Below are 20,428 nucleotides of genomic sequence, written 5' to 3' on the forward strand. Positions count from 1 at the left end.
TGGGGACCGAAGTATCGGTATGAGCGTCGCCGGACTCTGTGAAATCTGCGGCTCCGAATCCGTCGAGGACGCGTGCGACCGGTGTGGACGGCTCGTCTGTCTCGATCACTTTGATCCGTCCACCGGGCTCTGCACGAAGTGTCTCGCCGAGTTCGGTAAGTCCAAAGAGGAGGACCGAGAGCGCCCCGACGGGGTCGACGAGTACCAGTTTTGAGCCGTTCGGCCCATCGATTCGCCGCACGCGCGGCTCCGTGTCGGCTTCGAATCGGCGACCGCCAATGTAAAACGTTTCAGTCGATGTGGCCTTCGCGTCGCAGCTGCTCCGCGTCCTGGCTGTCGTAGCGCCACTCGATGTTGGCCTTCTCGTCCTGCCAGTCCCACGGTTCGACGAGGACGGTGTCGCCCTCCTCGATCCAGACGCGGTACTTCATGCGACCGGGGATCCGGCCCATGCGGCTCTTGCCGTCCTCACACTGGACGCGAACGTGGTTCCCACCGTCGTGTTGGGTCACCACGGCGAACAGCTCGTTGTCGTTGGGCATCCGTAGGTTTCGACGCCCGCTTTCTTCACTCACGGTTTATATACGACCCCCTCACGGAAAAACCATCCGGGATCCGTGTCACCGAATCCCATTCAGTGGTCGCGGTCGAAACGTCTGTGCGTGGTACTCTCAGCCTCCCTCGGTCGGTTTGACAACCCTTTAGCGGCGCGTTCGCCTTCTTCGGGCAATGAGTTACACGATCGGACTGGTCGGGAAACCCTCCGTCGGCAAGTCCACCTTCTTCAATGCGGCGACGATGAACGACGTGCCCGAGGGCGCGTACCCGTTCACGACGATCGACCCCTCAATCGGCGAGGCGTACGTCCGCGTCGAGTGTGCGGCCCCGGAGTTCGATCACACCTGCACGCCGAACCACGGCTACTGCGCCGAGGGCGTCCGATTCGTTCCGACGAAGCTCGTCGACGTCGCGGGGCTCGTCCCCGGTGCGCACGAGGGAAAAGGGCTCGGCAATCAGTTCCTGACCGATCTCAACGAGGCCGACGTGTTGATCCACGTGGTCGATTTCACCGGCCGGACCGATCTCGAGGGCGAGCCGACGACAGGACATGACCCCCGCGACGACATCGACTTTCTAGAGGCCGAACTCGACATGTGGTATCTCGATATCCTAAAAAAGGGGATCGAGCGCTACCGGTCGGGCTACGCGGGCGAGGAGAAGCAAATCGAGGCCGATCTCGCCGAACAGATGTCCGCGTTCGGCATCTCCGAGGACGAACTCAAGCAGGTTATCCTCGCGCTCGGACTCGACCTCGACCCCGAAACGTGGGACGACGACGACCGCGAGGCGTTGGCCCGCGAGATCCGGATTCGGACCAAACCGATGGTGATCGGCGCCAACAAGGCCGACGCCGAGGCCGCTCGGGAGAACTACGCCGAGATCACCGACGATCCCGACTACGAGCACCTGACGTTCGTGCCCGTCTCCGCCCACGCCGAGAAGGCGCTCAAGAAGGGCGACGAGGCCGGCGTCCTCGACTACCGCCCCGGCGACGCCGAGTTCGAGATTCTCGGGGAGCTCCCCGAAGAGAAACGTGCGGGGCTCGACCAAATCGAGGACTTCCTCGGCGAGTTCGGCGAGACGGGCGTTCAGCGCGCCATCGAGACGGCGCTGTTTGAGGAACTGGGCGCGATCGCGGTGTTCCCTGGTGCGCGAAAACCGCAGAACGACGGCAGCTTCTTACAGGACTGCTTCGTCTTCCCCGGCGGATCGACCGCCGAGGAGTTCGCCTACTACCTCCACACGGACATCGGTGAGGGCTTCCTGCACGCCCACGACGTTCGCTCCGGACGGCAGATCGGCGCCGACACCGAGTTGTCCCACCGCGACGTGATCGAGATCACGACGACGAACTGACACCGGACCGATTCCGGACGACGCTGCCGGGCGCGAAAGCCCCAATACCGTCTGGACCTACCGGTAGCCATGGCACGGCGATTGCCCTCGCCGCCGAAAGCGGGGCTCCTCAACGGTCTCCGGTTCGGGACCGACACCATCAGATTTCTCGAAGCGATACAGGCTCGGTTCGACGACGGGACGTCGATCTCGATCCCTGGACGACCACCGCTCGTCATCCTGACGGGTCCCGACCTCGTCGCCGAGGCGCTCGACCGCCCCGACGATTTTACCAGAATCCCCGCACGTGGTGCGGTCGCGATGATCGCCGAGAACGGGCTCGTCCAAAGCGAGGGGGACCTGTGGTCCCAACAGCGCTCGATCGTCGCGCCGTCGTTCGGCGGTCGACAGGTGACGGCCTATGCGAACACGACCGGTGAGCGGATCGAATCGCGGGCCACACAGTGGGCGGAAATCGGCCGTCAGAGGACCGACCTCCACCGCGAGATGACGTCGCTCACGGTCCGCGTCGCATCGGAGATACTTCTCGGTGAAGACATCGGCAAGGCCAGCGCGGATCAGTTTCACGAGTGGATGCGCATCGCGGGCGAGGAGTTCGAGTTTGGCCTCGAAACCGTCCTCCCAGAGTGGGTCCCGACGCCGACTTCTCCGGCGTTTCGCGAGGCCGCGACCGGCATTCGCGAACTGAGTGAGGGGCTCATCGAGCGACGGCGAACAAGCCTCGCCGCCGGTGAGCGGACCGATGCTTCGGATATGCTCACCGCGCTCCTCCGCGCCGAGGGCGACCCCGATGTCGACTTTCCCACAAACCAGATCCGAGACGAAGTCGCCACCTTCCTCATCGCGGGCCACGAGACGACGGCGCTCAGTCTCAGCTATACGCTGTGTCTGCTTTCGTGGTACCCCGAGGCTCGTCGTCGGGTCCGCGAGGAGGCGACAGCCGCCCTCGGAGACGGGCCACCGACTCGCGATGATCTCTCGGAGCTCGAGTACACGAAACGAACCTATCAAGAGGCGCTCAGGCTCTACCCGCCGGCCTGGGCCGTCTTTCGGCGGGTGAACGGCCCCGTGAAGCTGGGCGGATACACCATCGAAGACGGCGCTGCAGTCATCGTTCCGCTGTGGTCGATCCACCGTGATGCCCGTTATTTCGACGAGCCGGACGCGTTCGACCCCGATCGCTGGGCGCGGCGCGATCCGAACGCGGTCGCCGCGTATCGGCCGTTCGCCAGCGGTCCGCACGCCTGTATCGGACGGGGACTCGCGCTGAGTGGCGCGACGCTCGTGCTCGCCCGCCTCGTCCGCGATTTCGACGTCGACGTGCCCGACGACGCGCTCGACGATCTTCGGCTGACGCCCACACTCCGGCCGGCGGCCGGCATCTCGGCGACGATCGATCCGCTCGACTAGCCGCTCGCGCCGATCAGTGTTCTTCTAACAGCGCCCCGTCGCCGTACTCCTCGCGGAGGCGGCGCAGGTACTCGCGCTGTTCGACGACGCGATCGGGGAGTTCCGCGTAGGCGTCTTCGAACAGGTCGTCGGGATCGGGTTCGACGTCGGTGCCCTTCTCGATCGCGTCGGCGACGACCGCCTCCACGTCGGTCTCGATCGCCGAGATCGCCTCGTCGTCGAGGCTTCCTCGCTCTCGGAGGAACGTTTCGAGCCGCGGGATCGGGTCCCACCGCTTCCAGCGTTCGACCTCCTCGTCCTCGCGGTAGACGGTCGGGTCGTCGGCGGTCGTGTGCGCGCCGAAGCGGTACTGGACCGCCTCGACGAGCGTCGGCCGGGTCGCGCTGCCGCTCGCCCTTTCCGGTGGTTCGGCGTTCGGATCGCGCGCCCGCCCGGCGGCGTCGCGCACGACTTCGAACGTCGCGAGCGGGTCCATCCCGTCGACCCTGAGGCTCGGAATCCCGTAGGCGTTCGCCTTGTCGGCGAACGTCCGACTCGCGGTCTGTTTGCCGGCGGGAACCGAGATCGCCCACTGATTGTTGTTGCAGATAAACACCGCCGGCACGTCGAAGACGCCCGCGAAGTTCAGCCCCTCGTGGAAGTCCCCCTCGCTCGTCGATCCCTCCCCGAAGTGGCAGACGACGACGGTATCGTCGCCGCGGAGCTTCGAGCCCCACGCCATCCCGGTGGCGTGCGGGATGTGGGCGGCGATGCCGATATTCAACGGCGCGATGTGGTGATCGACGAGGGTCGCATTGCCCGTCTCGTAGCCTAACCAGTAGCGGACGTAGTCCGCCAGCCCGCCACGGTCGATCACCGAACCGTGCTCGCGGTACTGATAAAAGACCCAGTCGTCGTCCTCGATCGCATACATCGAGCCGAACTGCGAGCCCTCTTGGCCTGCCGAGGAAGCATACGTTCCCAGCCGGCCCTGCCGTTGGAGACTTATCATCCGGGTGTCGAAGTGCCGAGACAGCTTCATGTCGCGGTACAGCTCACGGAGCCGCTCGTCGGATAAGGGCGGCTCGTAGCCGGGCTCTATGGGCCGTCCATCGGCGTCGAGCCGTCGATGAACGTCGGCGTCCTCGAAATCCATATCGACTCAACCGAGCGGGGAACCATAGTTTTGTGGTCGTCCGTCCTGTCGATCGAGGGCCCCACAGGAAGCGCCAGCTATATACCGATCTACGGTCCCACCATCCGTATGAAAGATTACATTCTCGACGAGGAGCAGCACCTCTCCCCGATCGTCATCGGGACGACGGTCGTCCTCATCGCCGCGTTCGTCATCGGGGTCCTCTACCAGATCGTTGGAGTGATAATCTAATCCGTCCGGATACCCCGCGGGTCTTTTCATACAGGCTGTCGTGGATCCTATATGTCCTCTCGTCCATCTCACGCGCGTCTGACCGTGGGAGTCGCCGTCGCCGCACTCGGCGTGACGACACTCGTACACATCGCTTACCTCCCTCGATATCTACCGGACGAGTTCACGCGAAGCCTCCCGTATCTCGCCCTTGGATGGCTCAGTTACGGACTGCTGTTTTACGCCCTCGGCCGCCTCAAGCCAGCGCTTGGTGACGGGCGAATGCCCACCATGCGCGCCACGGACGTCGGCATCGGACTGTTCCTGTTCTCCATCGTCCTGAGCGGACTCATTGATACCGCCGGGCTCACGATCGCCACCGCGCCCGCGCTTCACGCCCTTCCGGGGGTCGGCGTGTACGTCGGGCTCGCGCTCGCTGGATGGGGGTTCGGCATTCGGACCCGAACCGTCAACGAGATCGCGGCCGAACGTCGCTAGTTCCTACCGCCGTGGACGAGCACGTCGATGTCGCTCACCCGCACGACGTGTTCGGTGACGCTTCCGAGCATGAGACGCTCGACACCGCCTCGGCCGCGGCTTCCCATCACGATGAGGTCCGCATCGATTGACGCGGCGTACTCGACGATTTCGGTCTTCGCCGCCCCGGTCGGCGTCGCGGTCGTCACTTCGAGTCCCTCCGGTGCTCGCGTTCGGAGTTCCTCGACGATCGCCTCGGCGCGTCCGGTTATCGCCTTGGCGGCAGATTCATGCTCGCCTGGGAGTTGATAGTTCGCCAGCGGTCCAGTATCGGCCACACAGACGAGGTGTACGTGCGAACCGAACACGCTCGCGATCTCGAACCCTCGGCGGGCCGCGCGTCCGGCGTACTGACTTCCGTCAACCGGGATGAGTATCGTCTCGAACATATCACGGTTCGTCTGCGGTGCCGAGGCTCATAACGTACCGGTGATGACGAACAGGTTCCACACCGTCACCGCGCCACCGACGAGCACAAGCGCGAACGGAACCGCGATCCGTCCGGGCGTTCGGATGGATCGCCACACGAGATAAAACAGCGGGAAGACAGCGGCTTTGATCACCAACAACATATACTGCCCGTGTGCCTCGATGAGCGGTTTCGCCACCGGTCCGGCCTCCGCGACGCCACCCGCCGAGAGCCCCCAAAGCGTCGTGAGCGTGTCACCGATCCCGTAGAGAATGATCGCCGCGATCCAGACCTCCCGGTCTCTCCCCCCAAGCAACGGAACCGTCGCCGACTGCTTCACAGTTCCCTCTTCGCACTACGGGAGTATAATGACAGCGACGCCGATCGCGAGCGCGGACATCCCCGCCAGTACGACCATGAAATCCACCGCGGGTGAAACGTACGCCCGGTCCGCCGTCGCGGATGGATTCGGCTCGATTGCGGCCGCGCTGTCTGTCGTCATATCCCACGTACTCTTCACCTAGTATTTAATCTCCGATCTGTTTCGACGCTCGATTTCGACCGAGTCCACGCACTTGGGGTGCGTTTGAAGTGGGTGGCCCGCGGAGTCGACCGTATGTATGATTCGATCCTCCTGCCAACCGACGGCAGCGAACGCGCGGCGGCGGCGTTGGACCACGCGATCGGTGCCGTAGACGCCTACGATGCGAGCTTGAACGTCATCTCGGTCGTCGATCGACGCGTCGTTCTCGCCGCCGACGTCGATAATAAAGCGGCAGTCAGAGCAGACCTCGCGAAGGAGGCCGAGAACGCGGTCACGGAGCTCGCAAACAGGGCGGCCGACGACGGCGTCTCCGTCACCACCGCGACACCGGAAGGCGTCCCATACCGAGAGATCCTCTCGTACGCGTCCGACGGGGAGATCGACCTGCTCGTGCTCGGCACTCACGGTCGATCCGGGCGCGAAAAGCGGCTCAACCTCGGCAGCACGACCGAACGCGTCGTCAAGGCCGCAGATCGGCCGGTGCTCGTCGTCGATATAAGTTAGCCTCGTCTCCGATCGTCTCGCCACCGACCGCTATTCGACGGTGTTTCGGAGCGTGCCGATCTTCTCGTAGTGGATCTCGATCTCGTCGCCGGGTTCGAGCAGCCCCGGATTCGCCGGACTGCCGAAACTGATCACGTCGCCCGGTTTGAACGTGAACCGCTCGGAGAGAAACGAGATCGTCTCGCGCGGCTTGTTGAACATGTTCTCGGTGTTATCCTCCTGGCGGAGTTCGCCGTTGATGTGCGTCGTCATCTCGAGCCCGACCGGTTCGACGTCGGCGATGACCGGCCCGAGCGGACCGGACGAATCGAACGCCTTCCTCGCGGTCCGGCGCTCCTGGTCAAGGCAGTCGAGATCGTTCAAGATCGTGTACCCGCGAACCACGTCGTCGACCTCGTCTTCGGAGACGTTTTTACACTCCGTATCGATAACGGCGGCCAACTCGCCGGCGTAGGTGAACTCCGAGGAGAAACTCGGGTACGGGATCGGCGTCTCCGGGTCGTGTAGCGACACCGGAGGTTTGATGAAGAAGTCTGGCTCGTCGGGAACCTCGTAGTCCATCTGTTCGACCTTCTCGCCGAAGTTCCGGCCGACGCAGTAGAAGACGGACGGCTCACAGGGTGCGAGCAGTTCGTACTCGTCCGGTTCGTAGGTCGCGTTTTCGGTGCGAACGGTTCCGTCGTCGTACTCACCTTCGAGAACGCCCGTGGACGTTTCGATGCGTGCGTACTTCATACCTGCCTCGCCGGCCGCCGGTTGCTTACGTGTTCTCATTGCCGGCGATGCCCCGTGTCGCCGGCTCACCGAGTAGCCGATCAATCCGCACGCGTCCCGCCTCGTCGATCGTCAACAACCGATCGGTTCGCGTCCGTGCGTTGGGTTCCGAACACCCGAGCGCTTCAAGCGCCTTTCGGCACTTCGAGCGGGCGACGGCGCGAATCTCGGCCGGCGGCACACCCGCCGAGCCAGGGGGACGAGCCACCGTCGCCTCGAACGCGCGCCCGTCCGCCGTTCGAACGACGACTCGGGCGCCGATGTGCCGTTCGAACTCGCTCGTCCGCGGCGGCGTCTCGAGCCGGCGTCCAGTCCGGAACACCGTCGGCGCGTTCCGGAGCGCGCGTGCGGGACCGAGGGCTTTCGCCACGTGGGCCGCGACCGACCCCGTCACCGTCTCGAACTCGACGCCCTCTGGAACGGCCGACCGGAGCGCGGCGAGCGTTATATCAGGGTCGTGGTGTACCCGTATGCGTTCTCTGACTCGCTCGACGGCCCCCCGTTCGTCGTCCCGATCGATCTGCCCCGGAACCGTCTCGCCCGTCACGAGCGTTCGCGCGACCGCGTCCGGCACCGAACGGACCAGCGCGGCGGTCGGCGTCTGCCCGTCGCCGAGATACTGTCTCGCGCCTTCGTTCGCCGAGGCCATCGCGTGCGGTCCGTAGACGTCGACCCGGTCGATCGTCGTCCGCCCACGATCGAACTGGCTGCGGATCTCGAGTCCGGCCTCCGTCGCTGCGGCGACCGAAGGGGTTCCCGGAGCGGCGGCCACGCTCAGCGTCTCCGTGTGCCACCGCGAACCGAGCGCCGAGAGGTACGCTTCCGCCGGGTGCGGTGAAACGCTCTTCAACAGGCCGGCCGCCGCCTCGACAACGTCGCGTCGCCCGCTCAGTCCTGCTCGAGCGCCGTCGAGGGCGGCGATTCCGGTCTGAATCGATCTACCGATCGTCCACACGCCCACATCGGAACCGAGTACCGCTCTCTCGATCGGTCGCGACGGTGCGCTCACGGCGATCGAGATCGCATCGGCCAGCGTCTCCAGGCCGTCGCCTTCGAGAACTCCGCGACCGACCGCCGCACCCACGGCGTGCATCCACGCGGCGTTCGGCCCCCCGAACGGGCCGACAGCCGCCGCAGCCCCGAGGCGCGCGGTGATCTCGTTCGCGGCGATCTGGGCGACGAGGAGGTCCGCCCCGTCGGCGTCCGTCGTCTCCGCGTACGCGAGCGGGACGAACACGCAACTCGGGCTGGTCGTTCCACCGAGGAGACGGCCGTCGAATTCGAGCGCCCCCGACAGCGCCGCGTTGCCGCAGGCCGTCTCCGCGGGCGGTAGTTGTTTGCCGCCCAGAAACGTCGCGGTCTCCGATCGGGTCGACGTTCCCGTTGTGATCACTCGCTCGATCCGCGCGCCGACCGGCTGCATCCGCGTCCAGAGCGCCGCCCCGACGCTGCTCGTTAGCTGGATTGTCGCCGCGCCTCTGACCGGTTTGGGTATCTCACGGTAGGAGAGGTCGATCGCCCACCGGGCGGCGCGCTCGACGAACGGCTCGTCGGGGCGATCCGTCTCGTCGACGAACGGGAGCCACTCGGGCGTATGCATCGTTCGTTACGACGACGGCCGCCGATTTAGCTGTTCGGCCGAGATGTCGTCATCCGTCGACGGGTCGGACCAGTTCCGGCCCGTCGTTCGCCGGATTGTTCACAGACGTCGAGACTGGATACGCGTGGAATCCGTCGCTGGGTGCGGGATCGAACGGTACATCCTCGCCGTCGAGCCACCTCGTCTCGTCTTCCGGGTCGAGAATGACTGCCATCCGATGGTGGAGCGGCTCGACGACCCCGTTCGGTTCCGTCGTCAACACGGTGAACGTTTGTATGGGCTCGACGCCGCTCAAGTCGACGCCGTCGTTCGTGAAGTCGCCGAGTCCGGTCTGTTCGGTCGTCGGCGTCCAGCGTTCGTAGAGGCCCGCCATCGCGAACGGGCGGTCGTCCTCGAACGCGACGCGATACGGCCGCTTTCCGTTCTCGGTTTCCGTCCACTCGTAGAAGCCGTCTGCAGGGACGAGACAGCGCCGTTGCTCATAGGAGTTGGCGAACGCCGGCTTTCGGGCGACGGTCTCCGATCGAGCGTTGATATAGCGTTCCGTCTCGTCGTCGGCCCACTGTGGAACGAGCCCCCACTCTGACCGCCGGATGCGGTCGGGTGCCTCGTCCGTGACGACGGGGAGCGATTGTCCCGGTGCGGCGTTGTACCGCGGCTCAAAATCGAACTCGAACGTCGCGCCGAACCGCGACTCGAGGGCTTCCTCCGAAGCGAAGAGGCTGTACCGGCCACACATGTCTCGACGTACGATCCGGAGTTGGAAATACGTAGCGAACAGGTGGAACGATCGTTCGGTTTCCGGCGGCGGTGTTCCACGCACCCGCCTACGCCAGCCGCCGGTTCGTTGTCACGTCACGTGCGTTCTGGCCACGTTTCCTTATATAAATTCTCGGCCGTCAGTGGCGGCGTCTTGGTTTCGAGGGGATCGCGACGCTTCGGCCGCCCTCGAATTTAAACGACATTGCGGCGTAACCCTCGGTGTGACCGACGACGATCCGACGTTTCGGATTCCACAGCACCCGACCCGTCGGTATCGTCGCCGCGGCGGTGTCGAGTACGACGGCGGCACGGTGTTCTCGGTGCGCCCCACACGCGACCTCGACGAGGCGACGCTGGTCGAGCTCGTCCGATCGATACTCGACCGACAGCCGTATCGGTATGGCGATTGGTTCGACCTCCCGATGCCGCTGTATCTCGTTCACGACGACGTGACCGGCGATACGTTCCGCGTCGCGATCCGCGATGGGGTCGTCGAGTTACACGTACTCCCCGAGACGGAACCGGACGGTCTGCGGGCGTTTTACCACCGGTTGGCGGCAAACTTCGAGGGAGATTGGACGGTGACCCACCGGAATGGGTGACCCCAACGGACTTACCGGCGACCGCCGTCTCTCAGCGTATGAGCGTTTCACGCGTCGTCGAACTCAAGGGCCACATCATCGACTCCGGGACGATGTAGACCGCGTTCGGGCTCATCATGGATCTCGGCGGTTCCTTCGACGTCGAGGAGTTCGACATCGGTCAGCGGAAGGATGAGGAGTCCTACGCGCGATTGCTCGTGACCGCTGACAACGAATCTTACCTGCGACAGATCGTTCACGAACTCCACCAGCGCGGTGCGAATCTCGCGGACTCGACCGACCACACCTCGACCCCGCGCCGGCGGATCGAGCCGTCCCGCAGGAGTTCTATTCGACGACGAACCACCCGACACAGGTCCGGCACGAGGGCGAGTGGATCGACGTCGAACACGTCGAGATGGACTGTGTGATCGTCGTCGAATCGACCGATGACGGCGGCCGTGCGTACACGAAGGTCCTCAACGCGATCGAGCGCGGGGATCGGATCGTCACCGGCGACGGCGGCATCCACGTGCAGCCGCCCGAGCGTCCCTGCGGACAGGACGGTGCGTTCGGATTCATGCAGGGCGGCATCTCGGGCGAGCGGCCGTCCGAATCGACAATCGAACAGATCGCGGATGCGATACAGGAGACGAAAGCCGAGGGTGAGGAGGTACTCGTCGTCGCGCGCCCCGCGCTCGTTCGCTCGGGTGCGCGCGAGGATCTCGCCCGACTCGTCGAACACGGCTACGTCGACCAGCTCTCGATCGGCAACGGCTTTGCGGTCCACGACATCGAACGCGACCTTTACCGGACGTCGCTCGGCGTCAACACCGAGACGCTCGACCACGCCCGCCACGGCCACAAACACCACATCTACGCGATCAGCGAAATCATCCGTGCCGCGGCATCAAAGCGGCGGTCGACGACGGTCTGCTCGACTTCGGCGTGATGTACCAGTGTGTCGAATCCGACGTACCATTCGTCATCGCAGGCTCGATCCGAGACGACGGGCCCTCCCAGACACGATCACCGACGCCATCGAAGCGCAGAACGCGATCCGAGCGCAGGCGCACGAAGCCGATATGGTGTTGATGCTGTCGACGCTTTTGGACTCGGTCGTCGTTGACAACTGTCCGCCCTCGACGACGCGCGTCGTCTGCGTCGAGATCAATCCTTCGACGGTGACGCAGCTTTTGGATCGTGGCTCGGCGCAGGCGGCCGGCATGGTGGCGGACATCGGCACGTTCATTCCCATTCTGGTGGACAACATCTTTGCGTAGTCGCCGCCGACGACAATCCCTATTACCGCCGGGGCGCGATCGTGAGCCAGTATCTCATGACAGCAAACGGAACTCCGTACGCGCCACACACCGAGGCCGAGACGGCGGCGATGCTCTCGGCCCTCGGCGTCGAGCGCGAGGAGGAGTTATTTGACATCCCCGAGGAAATTCGCTTCGACGGGACGTTCGACATCACCAACCGAGAAGAGCGGACGACGCGAGCGCTCGTCGGTCGCGTCCTGAGCGAAAACGACGAACTCGTGGAGTTTCTCGGCCGCGGCCACTACGATCACTACGTCCCCTCGATGATCGATCACCTCACCGATCGATCGGAGTTTCTGACCAGCTACACCCAGTATCAACCGGAGATCGCACAGGGGTTTCTACAGGCACTCTTCGAGTACCAGTCGATGATCGTCGAACTCACTGGCCTCGACGTGGCGAACTGCTCGATGTACGACGCCGCGACGGCACTCGGCGAGGCCGCGACGCTCGCAATACGCAGCCGGGAAGCGGATGGAGCTCGCGTGCTCGTCCCCGAACGGCTTCACGAGGGCCGGCGGCGAACGCTCGAAAACTATCTCATCGGACACGATGTCGATATCGAAGCCTATCCGATGGACGACGGCAACGTCGACGTGGCCGAACTCACCGACCGAGTCGACGAGTCGACGCTTTTGGTGTACGCCGAAACGCCCACCGTGCGGGGAGCGATAGAGGAACACCTCGGATCGATCGGGGACCTCACCGGCGAACACGACGCGCTCTTCGTCGTCGGGTCGGATCCGCTCGCCCTCGCGCTCTTGGAAGCGCCCGCACGTCTCGGTGCGGATATCGTGATCGGCGATGCCGCGACGCTCGGACTTCCCGCGGCGTACGGGATGGGAACCGGACTGTTCGCCTGCCGAGAGGCGTTTCTCAGACAGGTCCCCGGTCGGCTCGTCGGAGCCAGCGAGGACGCGACCGACAGGAGGGCGTACACCTTGACGCTCCAGACCCGCGAACAGCACATCCGACGCGAGCGAGCGACGTCGAACATCTGTACGAATCAGGCGTGGGTCGCTCTGCGAACCGCGATGCACATCGCGTGGCTCGGTCCCAGCGGGCTGGCCGAACTCGCGGAGGATTGTGTCGTCCATGCGAGAGAGCTCGCCGATCGATTGAACGAGATACGGGGGCTCAAGGCTCCGGTCCACGATCGACACCACTTCCGTGAGTTCGTCGCTCATACGGATCAGCCCGCTCAAGCGGTCGCCTCGGACCTCGAAGCGTCTGGATACGCGGTTCACGTCGTGGGAGAACACGAGATACAGCTCTGTGTTACCGAGACGAACGCCGACTCGATCGATGGACTCGTCGAGGCGGCGACGGAGGCGGCAAAATGACCGATGACTCCGCCGACGAACCGCTCACGTACGAACAGGCACGGTGGGCGAACGACGACGAGGTGTACGAACCGCTACTCTCCGAAAAGCACACCCAACGTGTAGACATCGATTCGTCGCTCCCCGACGAGCTGACCCGTGACAGCCTCGAACTCCCCGATCTGTCCGAACCCCAACTCGCTCGCCACTACACGCGGCTGTCGGAAATGAACTACGGTGTCGAATCCGGCCCCTTCCCGCTCGGCTCCTGTACCATGAAGTACAATCCGAAGTTCACCGAGGACGTCGCCGCACATCCGATGGCGTCCGTTCACCCCGACCGATCCGAGCGATCCGTCCAGGGCATCCTGGAGGTCCAATACCGCTTGCAGGAGCAACTCGCTCGGATCGGCGGAATGGACGCGGTTACCCTCCAGCCACCGGCCGGTGCGGCGGGCGAGTTCACCGGCATCCTGCTCGCTCGCGCGTATCACGAATCGAACGGCGATGACCGATCCGAGGTCGTCATCCCCGACTCCGCACACGGGACGAACTTCGCCAGCGCGGCGATGGCGGGGTACGACGTCGTCTCGCTGCCGAGCGCCGACGACGGCCGCGTCGATACGGACGCGCTCGCGGCGGCGCTTTCGCAGGAGACGGCCGCGTTGATGTTGACGAACCCCAACACGCTTGGCCTCTTCGAACGGGACATCGTCAAAATCGCCGAGATGGTTCACGACGTCGGCGGCTTGCTCTACTACGACGGGGCGAATCTCAACGCCCTGTTGGGGCGTGCTCGCCCCGGCGACATGGGCTTCGACATCATGCACTACAACGTCCACAAGACGTTCGCGACGCCGCACGGCGGCGGCGGCCCCGGTGCCGGCCCGGTCGGCGTCACCGACGAACTCGCGTTCTTCCTTCCCGATCCCCACGTCCGCCGATCGAACGGCGGGTACGAGAGATACAAACCGGAGCACTCGATCGGAAAAGTCCACGGCTACGACGGTAACTGGCTCGTGCTGTTGAAGACCTACGCCTACATCGCCCGCCTCGGGGACGAGGGACTCGCGGACGCGAGCGCGAAGGCGGTACTGAACGCCAACTATTTGGCTTCCCGGATCGACCACGAGATTCCGTTCGGGCCGTTCCATCACGAGTTCGTCGCGAGTGCAGGCGATCAGGACGCCGCCGACGTGGCCAAACGGATGCTCGATTACGGCGTCCATCCGCCGACGACGAAGTGGCCCGACATCGTCGACGAGGCGCTGATGACCGAACCGACCGAGATCGAGGGCAAACGGACGCTCGATCAACTCGCCGCCGCGTTCAACGCGGTCCACGGTGAGGACGCTGCGACCATCGAACGCGCCCCCGAACGGACGGCTGCCCGTCGCATCGATCAGGTGTCGGCCGCACGCAATCCGCGTCTCTCGTGGCAGGCGCTCGACGACGAATAGCGGCGTCTACGTTTCGTTAACCCGTTTTGCGTCGAGTAGGGATCGGTTTTCGCCCAAAATTCGAAATAGTTGACGCTGGCCGTCTCAATGCATACGCGTTGAAACTATTGCTCGGAAGAAAACTGAAATCACTCATCAACCAGTCTCGTTCAGCGTATCTTCGATCTAGCACTGATTCCAGGCGTGACCCTTTATGATCACAGAACACCGCAGTGCGCGCCAGCGAAGGAGGAACACAGCCGGGCTGAGTGTAGCTTCGACCGTGAGTTGAGAGAATGATCATATATCGTCTGTTCGCTGTCGTATTTATTTTCCAATACCAGCATTGGGTGAACAGGACGGGCACGCAAGAACGACGCCGTCCTTGTCGCTGAACACCCGTGCGAACTGAGCAGAAATATGCCCACCACAGGTAGCGCAATCAGGCACAGGTATCAGTAGAACTCCCGAACGAGGTCCGTTGCATTGTCCGGCGCTCCGTCGGGTATGACGGCCATATTCTCTGAGAGCCCTTCACGCTCTTCGTAGGCAACCGAGTGCTCGTCCTGATAGATCACACCCTGGTACTCTTTGTCCCCATCCATAATCGCGTCCGTAGCGTTGTCGTAGTCGGCCGGATCGTGATCTGCCTCGGCGAGATCAACAATCGTGTCTCGGAAGTAGTCGTAGGTATCGACGTCGTTGAACGTCACACAGGGGCTGTAGACGTTGACGAAGCCGAATCCGTCGTGTTCGACGGCTTTCTGAACGATCTCGGTGTGGCGCTGGCTGTCTGAACTGAACGACTGCGCAATGAACGTCCCACCGGCAGCCAGCGCGAGCGCGAGTGGGTTGACCGGCGGCTGTTTCGGACCCTCTGGCGTCGTCGACGTCTCGAAGTCCTCACGCGATGTCGGCGAGGCTTGTCCCTTCGTGAGGCCGTAGATGCGGTTGTCCATCACGATATAGGTCATGTCGACGTTGCGGCGGACGGCGTGGATGAAATGGCCAGCGCCAATCGAGTAGCCATCTCCGTCGCCGCCGGCGACCATCACTTCGAGGTTCGGATTCGCTAGCTTCGCCCCGATTCCCACGGGGAGTGCGCGACCGTGGACGCCGTGGAGCGCGTAGCTGTGCATGTAGGTACCGATCTTCCCGGAACAGCCGATACCCGCGACAATGAATGTGTTGTCCGGGTCATTCCCGGTGTTCGCCAACGCTTTCATCATCCCGTTCATCGTCCCGAAGTCACCGCAACCGGGACACCACGTGGGCTGCTTGTCGGACTTGAAGTCGGTGAATCTGATGTCGGTGCTCATCTTCTTACTGACCGCTTCCGACAGTATCTCGGAACTCGTCTTTCGAGCCGATGCCCGCTGGTTTCGGTCGTTGCGTACTCTGGGTTGGTATCATGCTTTCGAGTTCGTTACTGTCGAAATATTGATATTTGTTATTCGCTGTGCTTCGATTTCGGCCCTCACTTCCGGTGGGAGCGTTTCCAGTGTCTTGTCAATCTGTGGGTCAATCGACACGCCGTCAACTTTGATCGCAACCAGCTTGCCACGGCGACCGTGTGCAGCGACTTCGAATTCGAACGGTCGGTCACGTTCATCGACGCTGTGGACCCAGACTTTCGCGAGCCCGTTTGCACTCTCCCAGTGAACGCTGTCGACGACGGTAAGAGAGCCGGCCGGCGGGACGCACGACGATCCACACGACGGGCATTGAGCGGGATGTGGCCTCTCGCCGAGATAGGTATATTCTGCCCCGCACCGGTAGCACTGGAGTGATAGGGTCATAAGCGGTTCCTCAATCACCCCTCACAAGCGCCCCGCCCGCCCTGGGTCAACGTCGATGGCGTCGACGGGACACACATCGACACAGAGCATGCAGTCGATACACTGTGTCTCGTTGATCGGATCGGCTTTGATGTCGCTCTCGGGATGGCCTGGTGTATCTGTCCACTCGAACACGTCGACGGGACAGTCCTCGAGGCAGGCACCGTCGGCGATGCAGATGTCGAAGTCGACAGCCACGTGTGTGCCGTGGATTCCGAGCTGTTCCGGTTCGTCGACTGCGCCCCAGACCCGGTGCCCCCCGTGTTGCTCGGCGACATCGCGGTTCTGTTCGAAGTTTGGATCGATAGCCATGAGATATTCTCGATAAGAGTGGCGTAGTCCAGACGAACTACTATCCGAGCGAGCCCTCCATCTCGAGTTCGACGAGGCGGTTGAGTTCGACCGCGTACTCGATGGGCAGTTCTTCGGTGATCGGCTCGATGAAGCCGGCGACGATCATCTGCTTTGCGTCGTCGTCGTCCAGTCCGCGTGACTGGAGGTAGAAGACGTCTTCGTCGCCGATCTTCCCGACGGTGGCCTCGTGGGCGACGTCTACCGTCGACTCGTTAATCTCCATGTACGGCATCGTATCGCTGGTCGACTCGTTGTCGAACATCAGCGCGTCACACTCGACGGCGGTCGAGGAGTTCTCCGCGCCGTCGGCGATGTGAACCAGCCCACGGTAGTTGGTGCGGCCGCCGTCTTTCGAGATCGACTTGGACTCGATCGTCGATTTCGTGTTCGGCGCGTTGTGGTACACCTTCGCGCCGGTGTCGATGTTCTGGCCCTCGCCCGCGAAGGCGATAGTGATGTGGTTGTCAGTCGCGCCCGGTCCCTTCAGGATCGTCGATGGATAGAGCATCGTCGCCTTCGAGCCCATCGACCCAGAAATCCACTCCATCGTCGCATCTTTCTCGGCGAGCGCACGCTTCGTGTTGAGATTGTAGGTGTTTTTCGACCAGTTCTGCACCGTCGAGTACTGGACGTGGGCATTCTCCTTCACGATTACCTCAACGCCGCCGGAGTGGAGGTTGAACGCCGAGTACTTCGGGGCCGAGCATCCCTCGATATAGTGAACCTCAGAGTTTGGCTCCGCAATGATGAGCGTGTGTTCGAACTGCCCCATCCCCTCGGAGTTCATCCGGAAATACGCCTGGACGGGCATCTCGACGGTGACGTCTTCGGGAACGTAGACGAACGAGCCGCCGGACCAGATCGCCCCGTGCAGCGCCGCGAACTTATTATCGCTCGGCGGCACGCACTTGGTCATGAAGTACTCGCGGACGAGCTCTTCGTGTTCCTGTACAGCCTCGTCCATATTACAGAAGATGACGCCTTTCTCTTCCCAGCGCTCCTGCATGTTCTGATAGACGACTTCGGATTCGTACTGGGCACCCACACCGGAGAGCGCATTCTTTTCGGCTTCCGGAATACCGAGTTTGTCGAATGTATCCTTGATGTCCTCGGGCAACTCTTCCCAGTCGTCGACGCCGGCGCGGACGTCGACGTCGGGTCGGATGTACGGCACGATCTCGTTGACATCGACCTCGGACAAGTCTGGCTGTCCCGGCCAATTGGTCGGCATCGGCATCTCTTGCCAGAGGTCCAACGCACGCAGTCGTCGCTTCAACATCCACTCGGGCTCGTCTTTATCCTCAGAAATGAGCCGTATCGTCTCCTCTGTCAGTCCCTGATCAGCCTTGAACGCAGCTGCTTCCTCTTTCTTGAAATCGAACCGGTCTTCAGTGTCGGTCTCGCGGAGGTGCTCTTGATCGGAGCTCATCAATCGATGCTTGTAGTATGGAAGAATAAAGCTAGGGTACTCAAACTACAATTTGTAACTATAATAGGTTTCTTTCACAGTTTATAGGAACTATTTGTAGTCACAAAAGTTTACTGTTGATGAGATGAAAGGGGGCATATGACCCACCAGACTCGCGAGACGACTGCCCCATCCGCAGAGTCAAAAACAGAGCAAGCACGGGAGCAGGGATGTCCCGAGTGTGGGGAGGACGTACTCACAGCGAGTGATACGGCCGAGAAGGTGTGTACTGCCTGCGGATTGGTCATCGACGAGCAACGCATCGACCGTGGTCCGGAATGGCGTGCCTTCGATTCGGCTGAAAAGGCAGCGAAATCACGCGTTGGTGCGCCGACGACACAGTTGATGCACGACAAGGGACTTTCGACCAATATCGGCTGGCAAAACAAAGACACATACGGAAATCCAGTGACACCACGAAAGCGCCAGCGACTCCAGCGACTACGGACGTGGAACGAACGCTTCCGTACACGGGATTCGAAAGAGCGCAACCTCAAGCAGGCACTCGGCGAGATCGAGCGGATGGCCTCTGCGTTGGGGGTACACAAGCCGACACGCGAGACTGCAAGCGTGATGTATCGGCGCGCGTTAGCGGACGGTCTCCTCCCAGGGCGTTCGATCGAGGGGGTTGCAACCGCGGCTCTGTATGCCGCGACACGGCTCGATGGCGTCGCGCGGACGCTCGACGAAATCGCAGTCGTCAGCCGTGTCGACTCACTGGAGATCAAGCGCACCTATAGATACGTCGTTCGGGAACTCGATGTGCAGATCCCACCGACAGATCCAATAGAATACGTCGGTCGTATCGTCTCCGAACTGGATTGTAGCGATGACACGACACGACACGCCCGCAAACTGATCGAAGCAGCCACAGCTCACGGTGTCCACAGCGGGAAAAACCCAGTCGGTATTGCTGCGAGTGCCGTCTATGCGGCGGGCAGGCTCTGTGGGGAACATATCACGCAAGACGACGTGTCTGCGGCTGCTGACGTCAGTAACGTCACTATTCGGAACCGGTATCGTGAGGTACTCAACGCCTACGACGAGCGTCAAAATGGTTGAAGGGTCTGGAGATATCCAGTGCTATGCCCGTGGGCGTAGTTACTGGTATATTGGGGTACGAATGAAGAGTGAGGCGGTTTGTTTCCTGAGTGACCTATGCCGGAAAACGACCGCCTCAACGGCTGTTTGGACGAGATCGAATTAGATTTTGTGGAACGGGAGGCGACACCGAGATTACTGATGAAGCTCGATATTCAACTCCATCTTGCTGGTCTATCACGTTCGAATACTGTTTCTATCGTTGAACTATTCGGTGTCAATCGCGCTCGATCTACCGTGCATAACTGGGTTCACAAGGCGGAGCTACAGCCCGAATCTGGTCGAAATCCGGATCACGTCGCCGTCGACGAGACTGTGATCCAACTCAATAACGAGCAGTATTGGCTGTACGCTGCTGCCGATCCCGAAACAAACGAATTACGTTATACACGGCTTGAACCAACCACAAATAGCGTAATCGCTCAGACGTTCTTTGCTGAACTCCGCGAGAAACACGACGATGACAACGCCGTGTTTCTCGTTGATGGTTCGCACTCGTTGAAAGATGCCTGTCGCCGACACGGCCTCAATTTCAGATACGAAAACAATGGAAATCGGAACAGTATCGAACGTGTCTTTCGAGAGATAAAACGCAGAACTACCAGTTTCTCAAACTGTTTCAGCAACGCCGAAGCAGACACCGCCGAGAATTGGCTTCGATCGTTCAGCTTCGCATGGAATCAGCGTATTTGAACACCTATGGAAACGCTGCTATCTACACAAACCACCGTTAACGACAAAATAATTACGCCGTCTCTGGATCTGCTGCTGACACAGCCGACAGGCGGCCCCAATCGTGATGCGGTGCGGTCGCTGTTTGGCGATAGCAGTTGCTACAGGTAGCCTCGGCCGGCCACTGAGGGCCGCCCACTCGGCGGCCCTCAGATTCCTCGTCTACACGCTTACACCAGGTGAGTCATACACTTCACCTCGATTGAGCATGTGATAGATCGACACCAACATCTTTCGAGCTGTCGCCACGATTGCTTTTTGTGAGTTCTCCCGACTTGCTAGCCGCTCGTAGAAACGACTCAGATACTCGTCGTTACAGGTGTGAACTGCTGTATGAGAAGCTGTGTTGAATCGCCATACAGCGGTGGAACTCACTGTTTCACGGCTCGCTTGATGTTATAGACCACACACATCAGCGCGATTTCTCGGAACTCACGGAACCAAGTACGCGCTCGCACGGCGAAGC

At 62.1% G+C, this 20,428-nt stretch carries 24 protein-coding genes and 3 pseudogenes; 12 read left to right on the top strand and 15 right to left on the bottom strand.

The genetic code is table 11. The features are described from left to right. Window positions 1–19 precede the first annotated feature (19 nt). Window positions 20–214, top strand: a complete 195-nt coding sequence (locus DM868_RS11505; RefSeq protein WP_137277018.1) for a hypothetical protein — start codon at window positions 20–22, stop codon at window positions 212–214. A gap of 76 nt (window positions 215–290) precedes the next feature. Here DM868_RS11505 and eif1A read toward each other — a convergent pair whose 3' ends face one another. Beyond that, window positions 291–575, bottom strand: coding sequence for a translation initiation factor eIF-1A (eif1A, locus tag DM868_RS11510; protein WP_137277019.1), 285 nt, complete (start codon window positions 573–575; stop codon window positions 291–293). A 154-nt stretch (window positions 576–729) separates the two neighbouring features. Here eif1A and DM868_RS11515 point away from each other — a divergent pair, with 154 nt between their 5' ends. Together DM868_RS11515 and DM868_RS11520 are read left to right on the top strand one after the other, a co-directional pair. Continuing rightward, a complete protein-coding gene (locus DM868_RS11515) occupies window positions 730–1,917 on the top strand; it encodes a redox-regulated ATPase YchF (protein ID WP_137277020.1) in 1,188 nt (395 codons plus the stop codon). A 69-nt stretch (window positions 1,918–1,986) separates the two neighbouring features. Beyond that, window positions 1,987–3,327 carry a cytochrome P450 gene (locus DM868_RS11520; protein ID WP_137277021.1) on the top strand — a complete coding sequence of 447 codons (1,341 nt, stop codon included), beginning with the start codon at window positions 1,987–1,989 and terminating at the stop codon, window positions 3,325–3,327. Between the two features lie 13 nt (window positions 3,328–3,340). Here the strand turns inward: DM868_RS11520 and DM868_RS11525 are convergent, their stop codons facing one another. After that, complete coding sequence (locus tag DM868_RS11525; protein ID WP_137277022.1) at window positions 3,341–4,462, bottom strand: thiamine pyrophosphate-dependent dehydrogenase E1 component subunit alpha; 1,122 nt, start codon at window positions 4,460–4,462, stop codon at window positions 3,341–3,343. 108 nt (window positions 4,463–4,570) lie between these two features. On the opposite strand from DM868_RS11525, the gene DM868_RS15655 reads away from it, so the two are divergent. Together DM868_RS15655 and DM868_RS11530 are read left to right on the top strand one after the other, a co-directional pair. Then, a complete protein-coding gene (locus DM868_RS15655; RefSeq protein WP_281280704.1) occupies window positions 4,571–4,693 on the top strand; it encodes a hypothetical protein in 123 nt (40 codons plus the stop codon). A 51-nt stretch (window positions 4,694–4,744) separates the two neighbouring features. Continuing rightward, window positions 4,745–5,170 (top strand): hypothetical protein, encoded by a 426-nt coding sequence (locus tag DM868_RS11530; protein ID WP_137277023.1) that lies wholly within the window; start codon window positions 4,745–4,747, stop codon window positions 5,168–5,170. Here the strand turns inward: DM868_RS11530 and DM868_RS11535 are convergent. The 3 genes from DM868_RS11535 to DM868_RS15175 are packed head-to-tail and all read right to left on the bottom strand — an operon-like array spanning window position 5,167 to window position 6,120. After that, entirely contained in the window at window positions 5,167–5,598 is a 432-nt protein-coding gene (locus DM868_RS11535) for a universal stress protein (protein WP_137277024.1), read from the bottom strand. The genes DM868_RS11530 and DM868_RS11535 overlap by 4 nt on opposite strands. A gap of 27 nt (window positions 5,599–5,625) precedes the next feature. Then, window positions 5,626–5,958, bottom strand: a complete 333-nt coding sequence (locus DM868_RS11540; RefSeq protein ID WP_137277025.1) for a DUF5658 family protein — start codon at window positions 5,956–5,958, stop codon at window positions 5,626–5,628. Window positions 5,959–5,973: 15 nt separating this feature from the next. Beyond that, a complete protein-coding gene (locus DM868_RS15175) occupies window positions 5,974–6,120 on the bottom strand; it encodes a hypothetical protein (protein WP_170964494.1) in 147 nt (48 codons plus the stop codon). A gap of 114 nt (window positions 6,121–6,234) precedes the next feature. Between DM868_RS15175 and DM868_RS11545 the strand changes: the two genes are divergently transcribed. Beyond that, window positions 6,235–6,666: a universal stress protein gene (locus tag DM868_RS11545; RefSeq protein WP_137277026.1), complete on the top strand. Its 432-nt coding sequence runs from the start codon at window positions 6,235–6,237 to the stop codon at window positions 6,664–6,666. Between the two features lie 30 nt (window positions 6,667–6,696). Here the strand turns inward: DM868_RS11545 and DM868_RS11550 are convergent, their stop codons facing one another. Genes DM868_RS11550 through DM868_RS11560 form a run of 3 tightly spaced genes read right to left on the bottom strand, consistent with a single transcriptional unit; the run spans window position 6,697 to window position 9,779 of the window. After that, the gene (locus tag DM868_RS11550) at window positions 6,697–7,401 is read right to left on the bottom strand and encodes a fumarylacetoacetate hydrolase family protein (protein ID WP_137277027.1); all 705 of its coding nucleotides are present in this window, start codon (window positions 7,399–7,401) and stop codon (window positions 6,697–6,699) included. Window positions 7,402–7,426: 25 nt separating this feature from the next. After that, window positions 7,427–9,040, bottom strand: coding sequence for an MmgE/PrpD family protein (locus DM868_RS11555; RefSeq protein WP_137277028.1), 1,614 nt, complete (start codon window positions 9,038–9,040; stop codon window positions 7,427–7,429). 49 nt (window positions 9,041–9,089) lie between these two features. Then, window positions 9,090–9,779, bottom strand: a complete 690-nt coding sequence (locus DM868_RS11560) for an SOS response-associated peptidase (RefSeq protein WP_137277029.1) — start codon at window positions 9,777–9,779, stop codon at window positions 9,090–9,092. 244 nt (window positions 9,780–10,023) lie between these two features. On the opposite strand from DM868_RS11560, the gene DM868_RS11565 reads away from it, so the two are divergent. The 4 genes and pseudogenes from DM868_RS11565 (at window position 10,024) to gcvPB (ending at window position 14,490) form a co-directional block, all read left to right on the top strand. Next, window positions 10,024–10,404 carry a hypothetical protein gene (locus DM868_RS11565; RefSeq protein ID WP_137277030.1) on the top strand — a complete coding sequence of 127 codons (381 nt, stop codon included), beginning with the start codon at window positions 10,024–10,026 and terminating at the stop codon, window positions 10,402–10,404. Window positions 10,405–10,442: 38 nt separating this feature from the next. Then, window positions 10,443–11,666 (top strand): annotated as a pseudogene (locus DM868_RS11570) (ornithine cyclodeaminase). A gap of 56 nt (window positions 11,667–11,722) precedes the next feature. After that, a complete protein-coding gene (gene gcvPA / locus DM868_RS11575; protein WP_137277055.1) occupies window positions 11,723–13,051 on the top strand; it encodes an aminomethyl-transferring glycine dehydrogenase subunit GcvPA in 1,329 nt (442 codons plus the stop codon). Continuing rightward, the gene (gene gcvPB / locus DM868_RS11580) at window positions 13,048–14,490 is read left to right on the top strand and encodes an aminomethyl-transferring glycine dehydrogenase subunit GcvPB (protein WP_137277031.1); all 1,443 of its coding nucleotides are present in this window, start codon (window positions 13,048–13,050) and stop codon (window positions 14,488–14,490) included. The genes gcvPA and gcvPB overlap by 4 nt, the downstream gene beginning before the upstream one ends. Window positions 14,491–14,796: 306 nt before the next feature. Here gcvPB and DM868_RS15905 read toward each other — a convergent pair whose 3' ends face one another. From DM868_RS15905 to sufB, 5 genes are all read right to left on the bottom strand, one after another. Then, a complete protein-coding gene (locus DM868_RS15905; RefSeq protein ID WP_449289569.1) occupies window positions 14,797–14,919 on the bottom strand; it encodes a DUF7563 family protein in 123 nt (40 codons plus the stop codon). Between the two features lie 5 nt (window positions 14,920–14,924). Further along, window positions 14,925–15,788: a 2-oxoacid:ferredoxin oxidoreductase subunit beta gene (locus DM868_RS11585; protein ID WP_137277032.1), complete on the bottom strand. Its 864-nt coding sequence runs from the start codon at window positions 15,786–15,788 to the stop codon at window positions 14,925–14,927. A 90-nt stretch (window positions 15,789–15,878) separates the two neighbouring features. Next, complete coding sequence (locus tag DM868_RS11590) at window positions 15,879–16,286, bottom strand: hypothetical protein (protein ID WP_246049076.1); 408 nt, start codon at window positions 16,284–16,286, stop codon at window positions 15,879–15,881. 3 nt (window positions 16,287–16,289) lie between these two features. Further along, window positions 16,290–16,619, bottom strand: coding sequence for a 4Fe-4S dicluster domain-containing protein (locus DM868_RS11595; RefSeq protein ID WP_137277034.1), 330 nt, complete (start codon window positions 16,617–16,619; stop codon window positions 16,290–16,292). 40 nt (window positions 16,620–16,659) lie between these two features. Then, a complete protein-coding gene (gene sufB / locus DM868_RS11600) occupies window positions 16,660–18,090 on the bottom strand; it encodes a Fe-S cluster assembly protein SufB (RefSeq protein ID WP_137277035.1) in 1,431 nt (476 codons plus the stop codon). Between the two features lie 138 nt (window positions 18,091–18,228). On the opposite strand from sufB, the gene DM868_RS11605 reads away from it, so the two are divergent. Next, a complete protein-coding gene (locus DM868_RS11605) occupies window positions 18,229–19,191 on the top strand; it encodes a transcription initiation factor IIB (protein ID WP_137277036.1) in 963 nt (320 codons plus the stop codon). A gap of 96 nt (window positions 19,192–19,287) precedes the next feature. Further along, window positions 19,288–19,923, top strand: a complete 636-nt coding sequence (locus tag DM868_RS11610) for an IS6 family transposase (RefSeq protein WP_137277037.1) — start codon at window positions 19,288–19,290, stop codon at window positions 19,921–19,923. Between the two features lie 201 nt (window positions 19,924–20,124). Here the strand turns inward: DM868_RS11610 and DM868_RS15495 are convergent. Both DM868_RS15495 and DM868_RS11620 read right to left on the bottom strand, forming a co-directional pair. Then, a pseudogene (locus DM868_RS15495) lies at window positions 20,125–20,292 on the bottom strand (IS110 family transposase); the annotation flags it as partial. Window positions 20,293–20,333: 41 nt separating this feature from the next. Further along, window positions 20,334–20,428, bottom strand: a pseudogene (locus DM868_RS11620) (IS5/IS1182 family transposase); the annotation flags it as partial.

Origin of the sequence: Natronomonas salsuginis (assembly GCF_005239135.1) — an archaeon.
Taxonomy (GTDB): Archaea; Halobacteriota; Halobacteria; order Halobacteriales; family Haloarculaceae; genus Natronomonas; species Natronomonas salsuginis.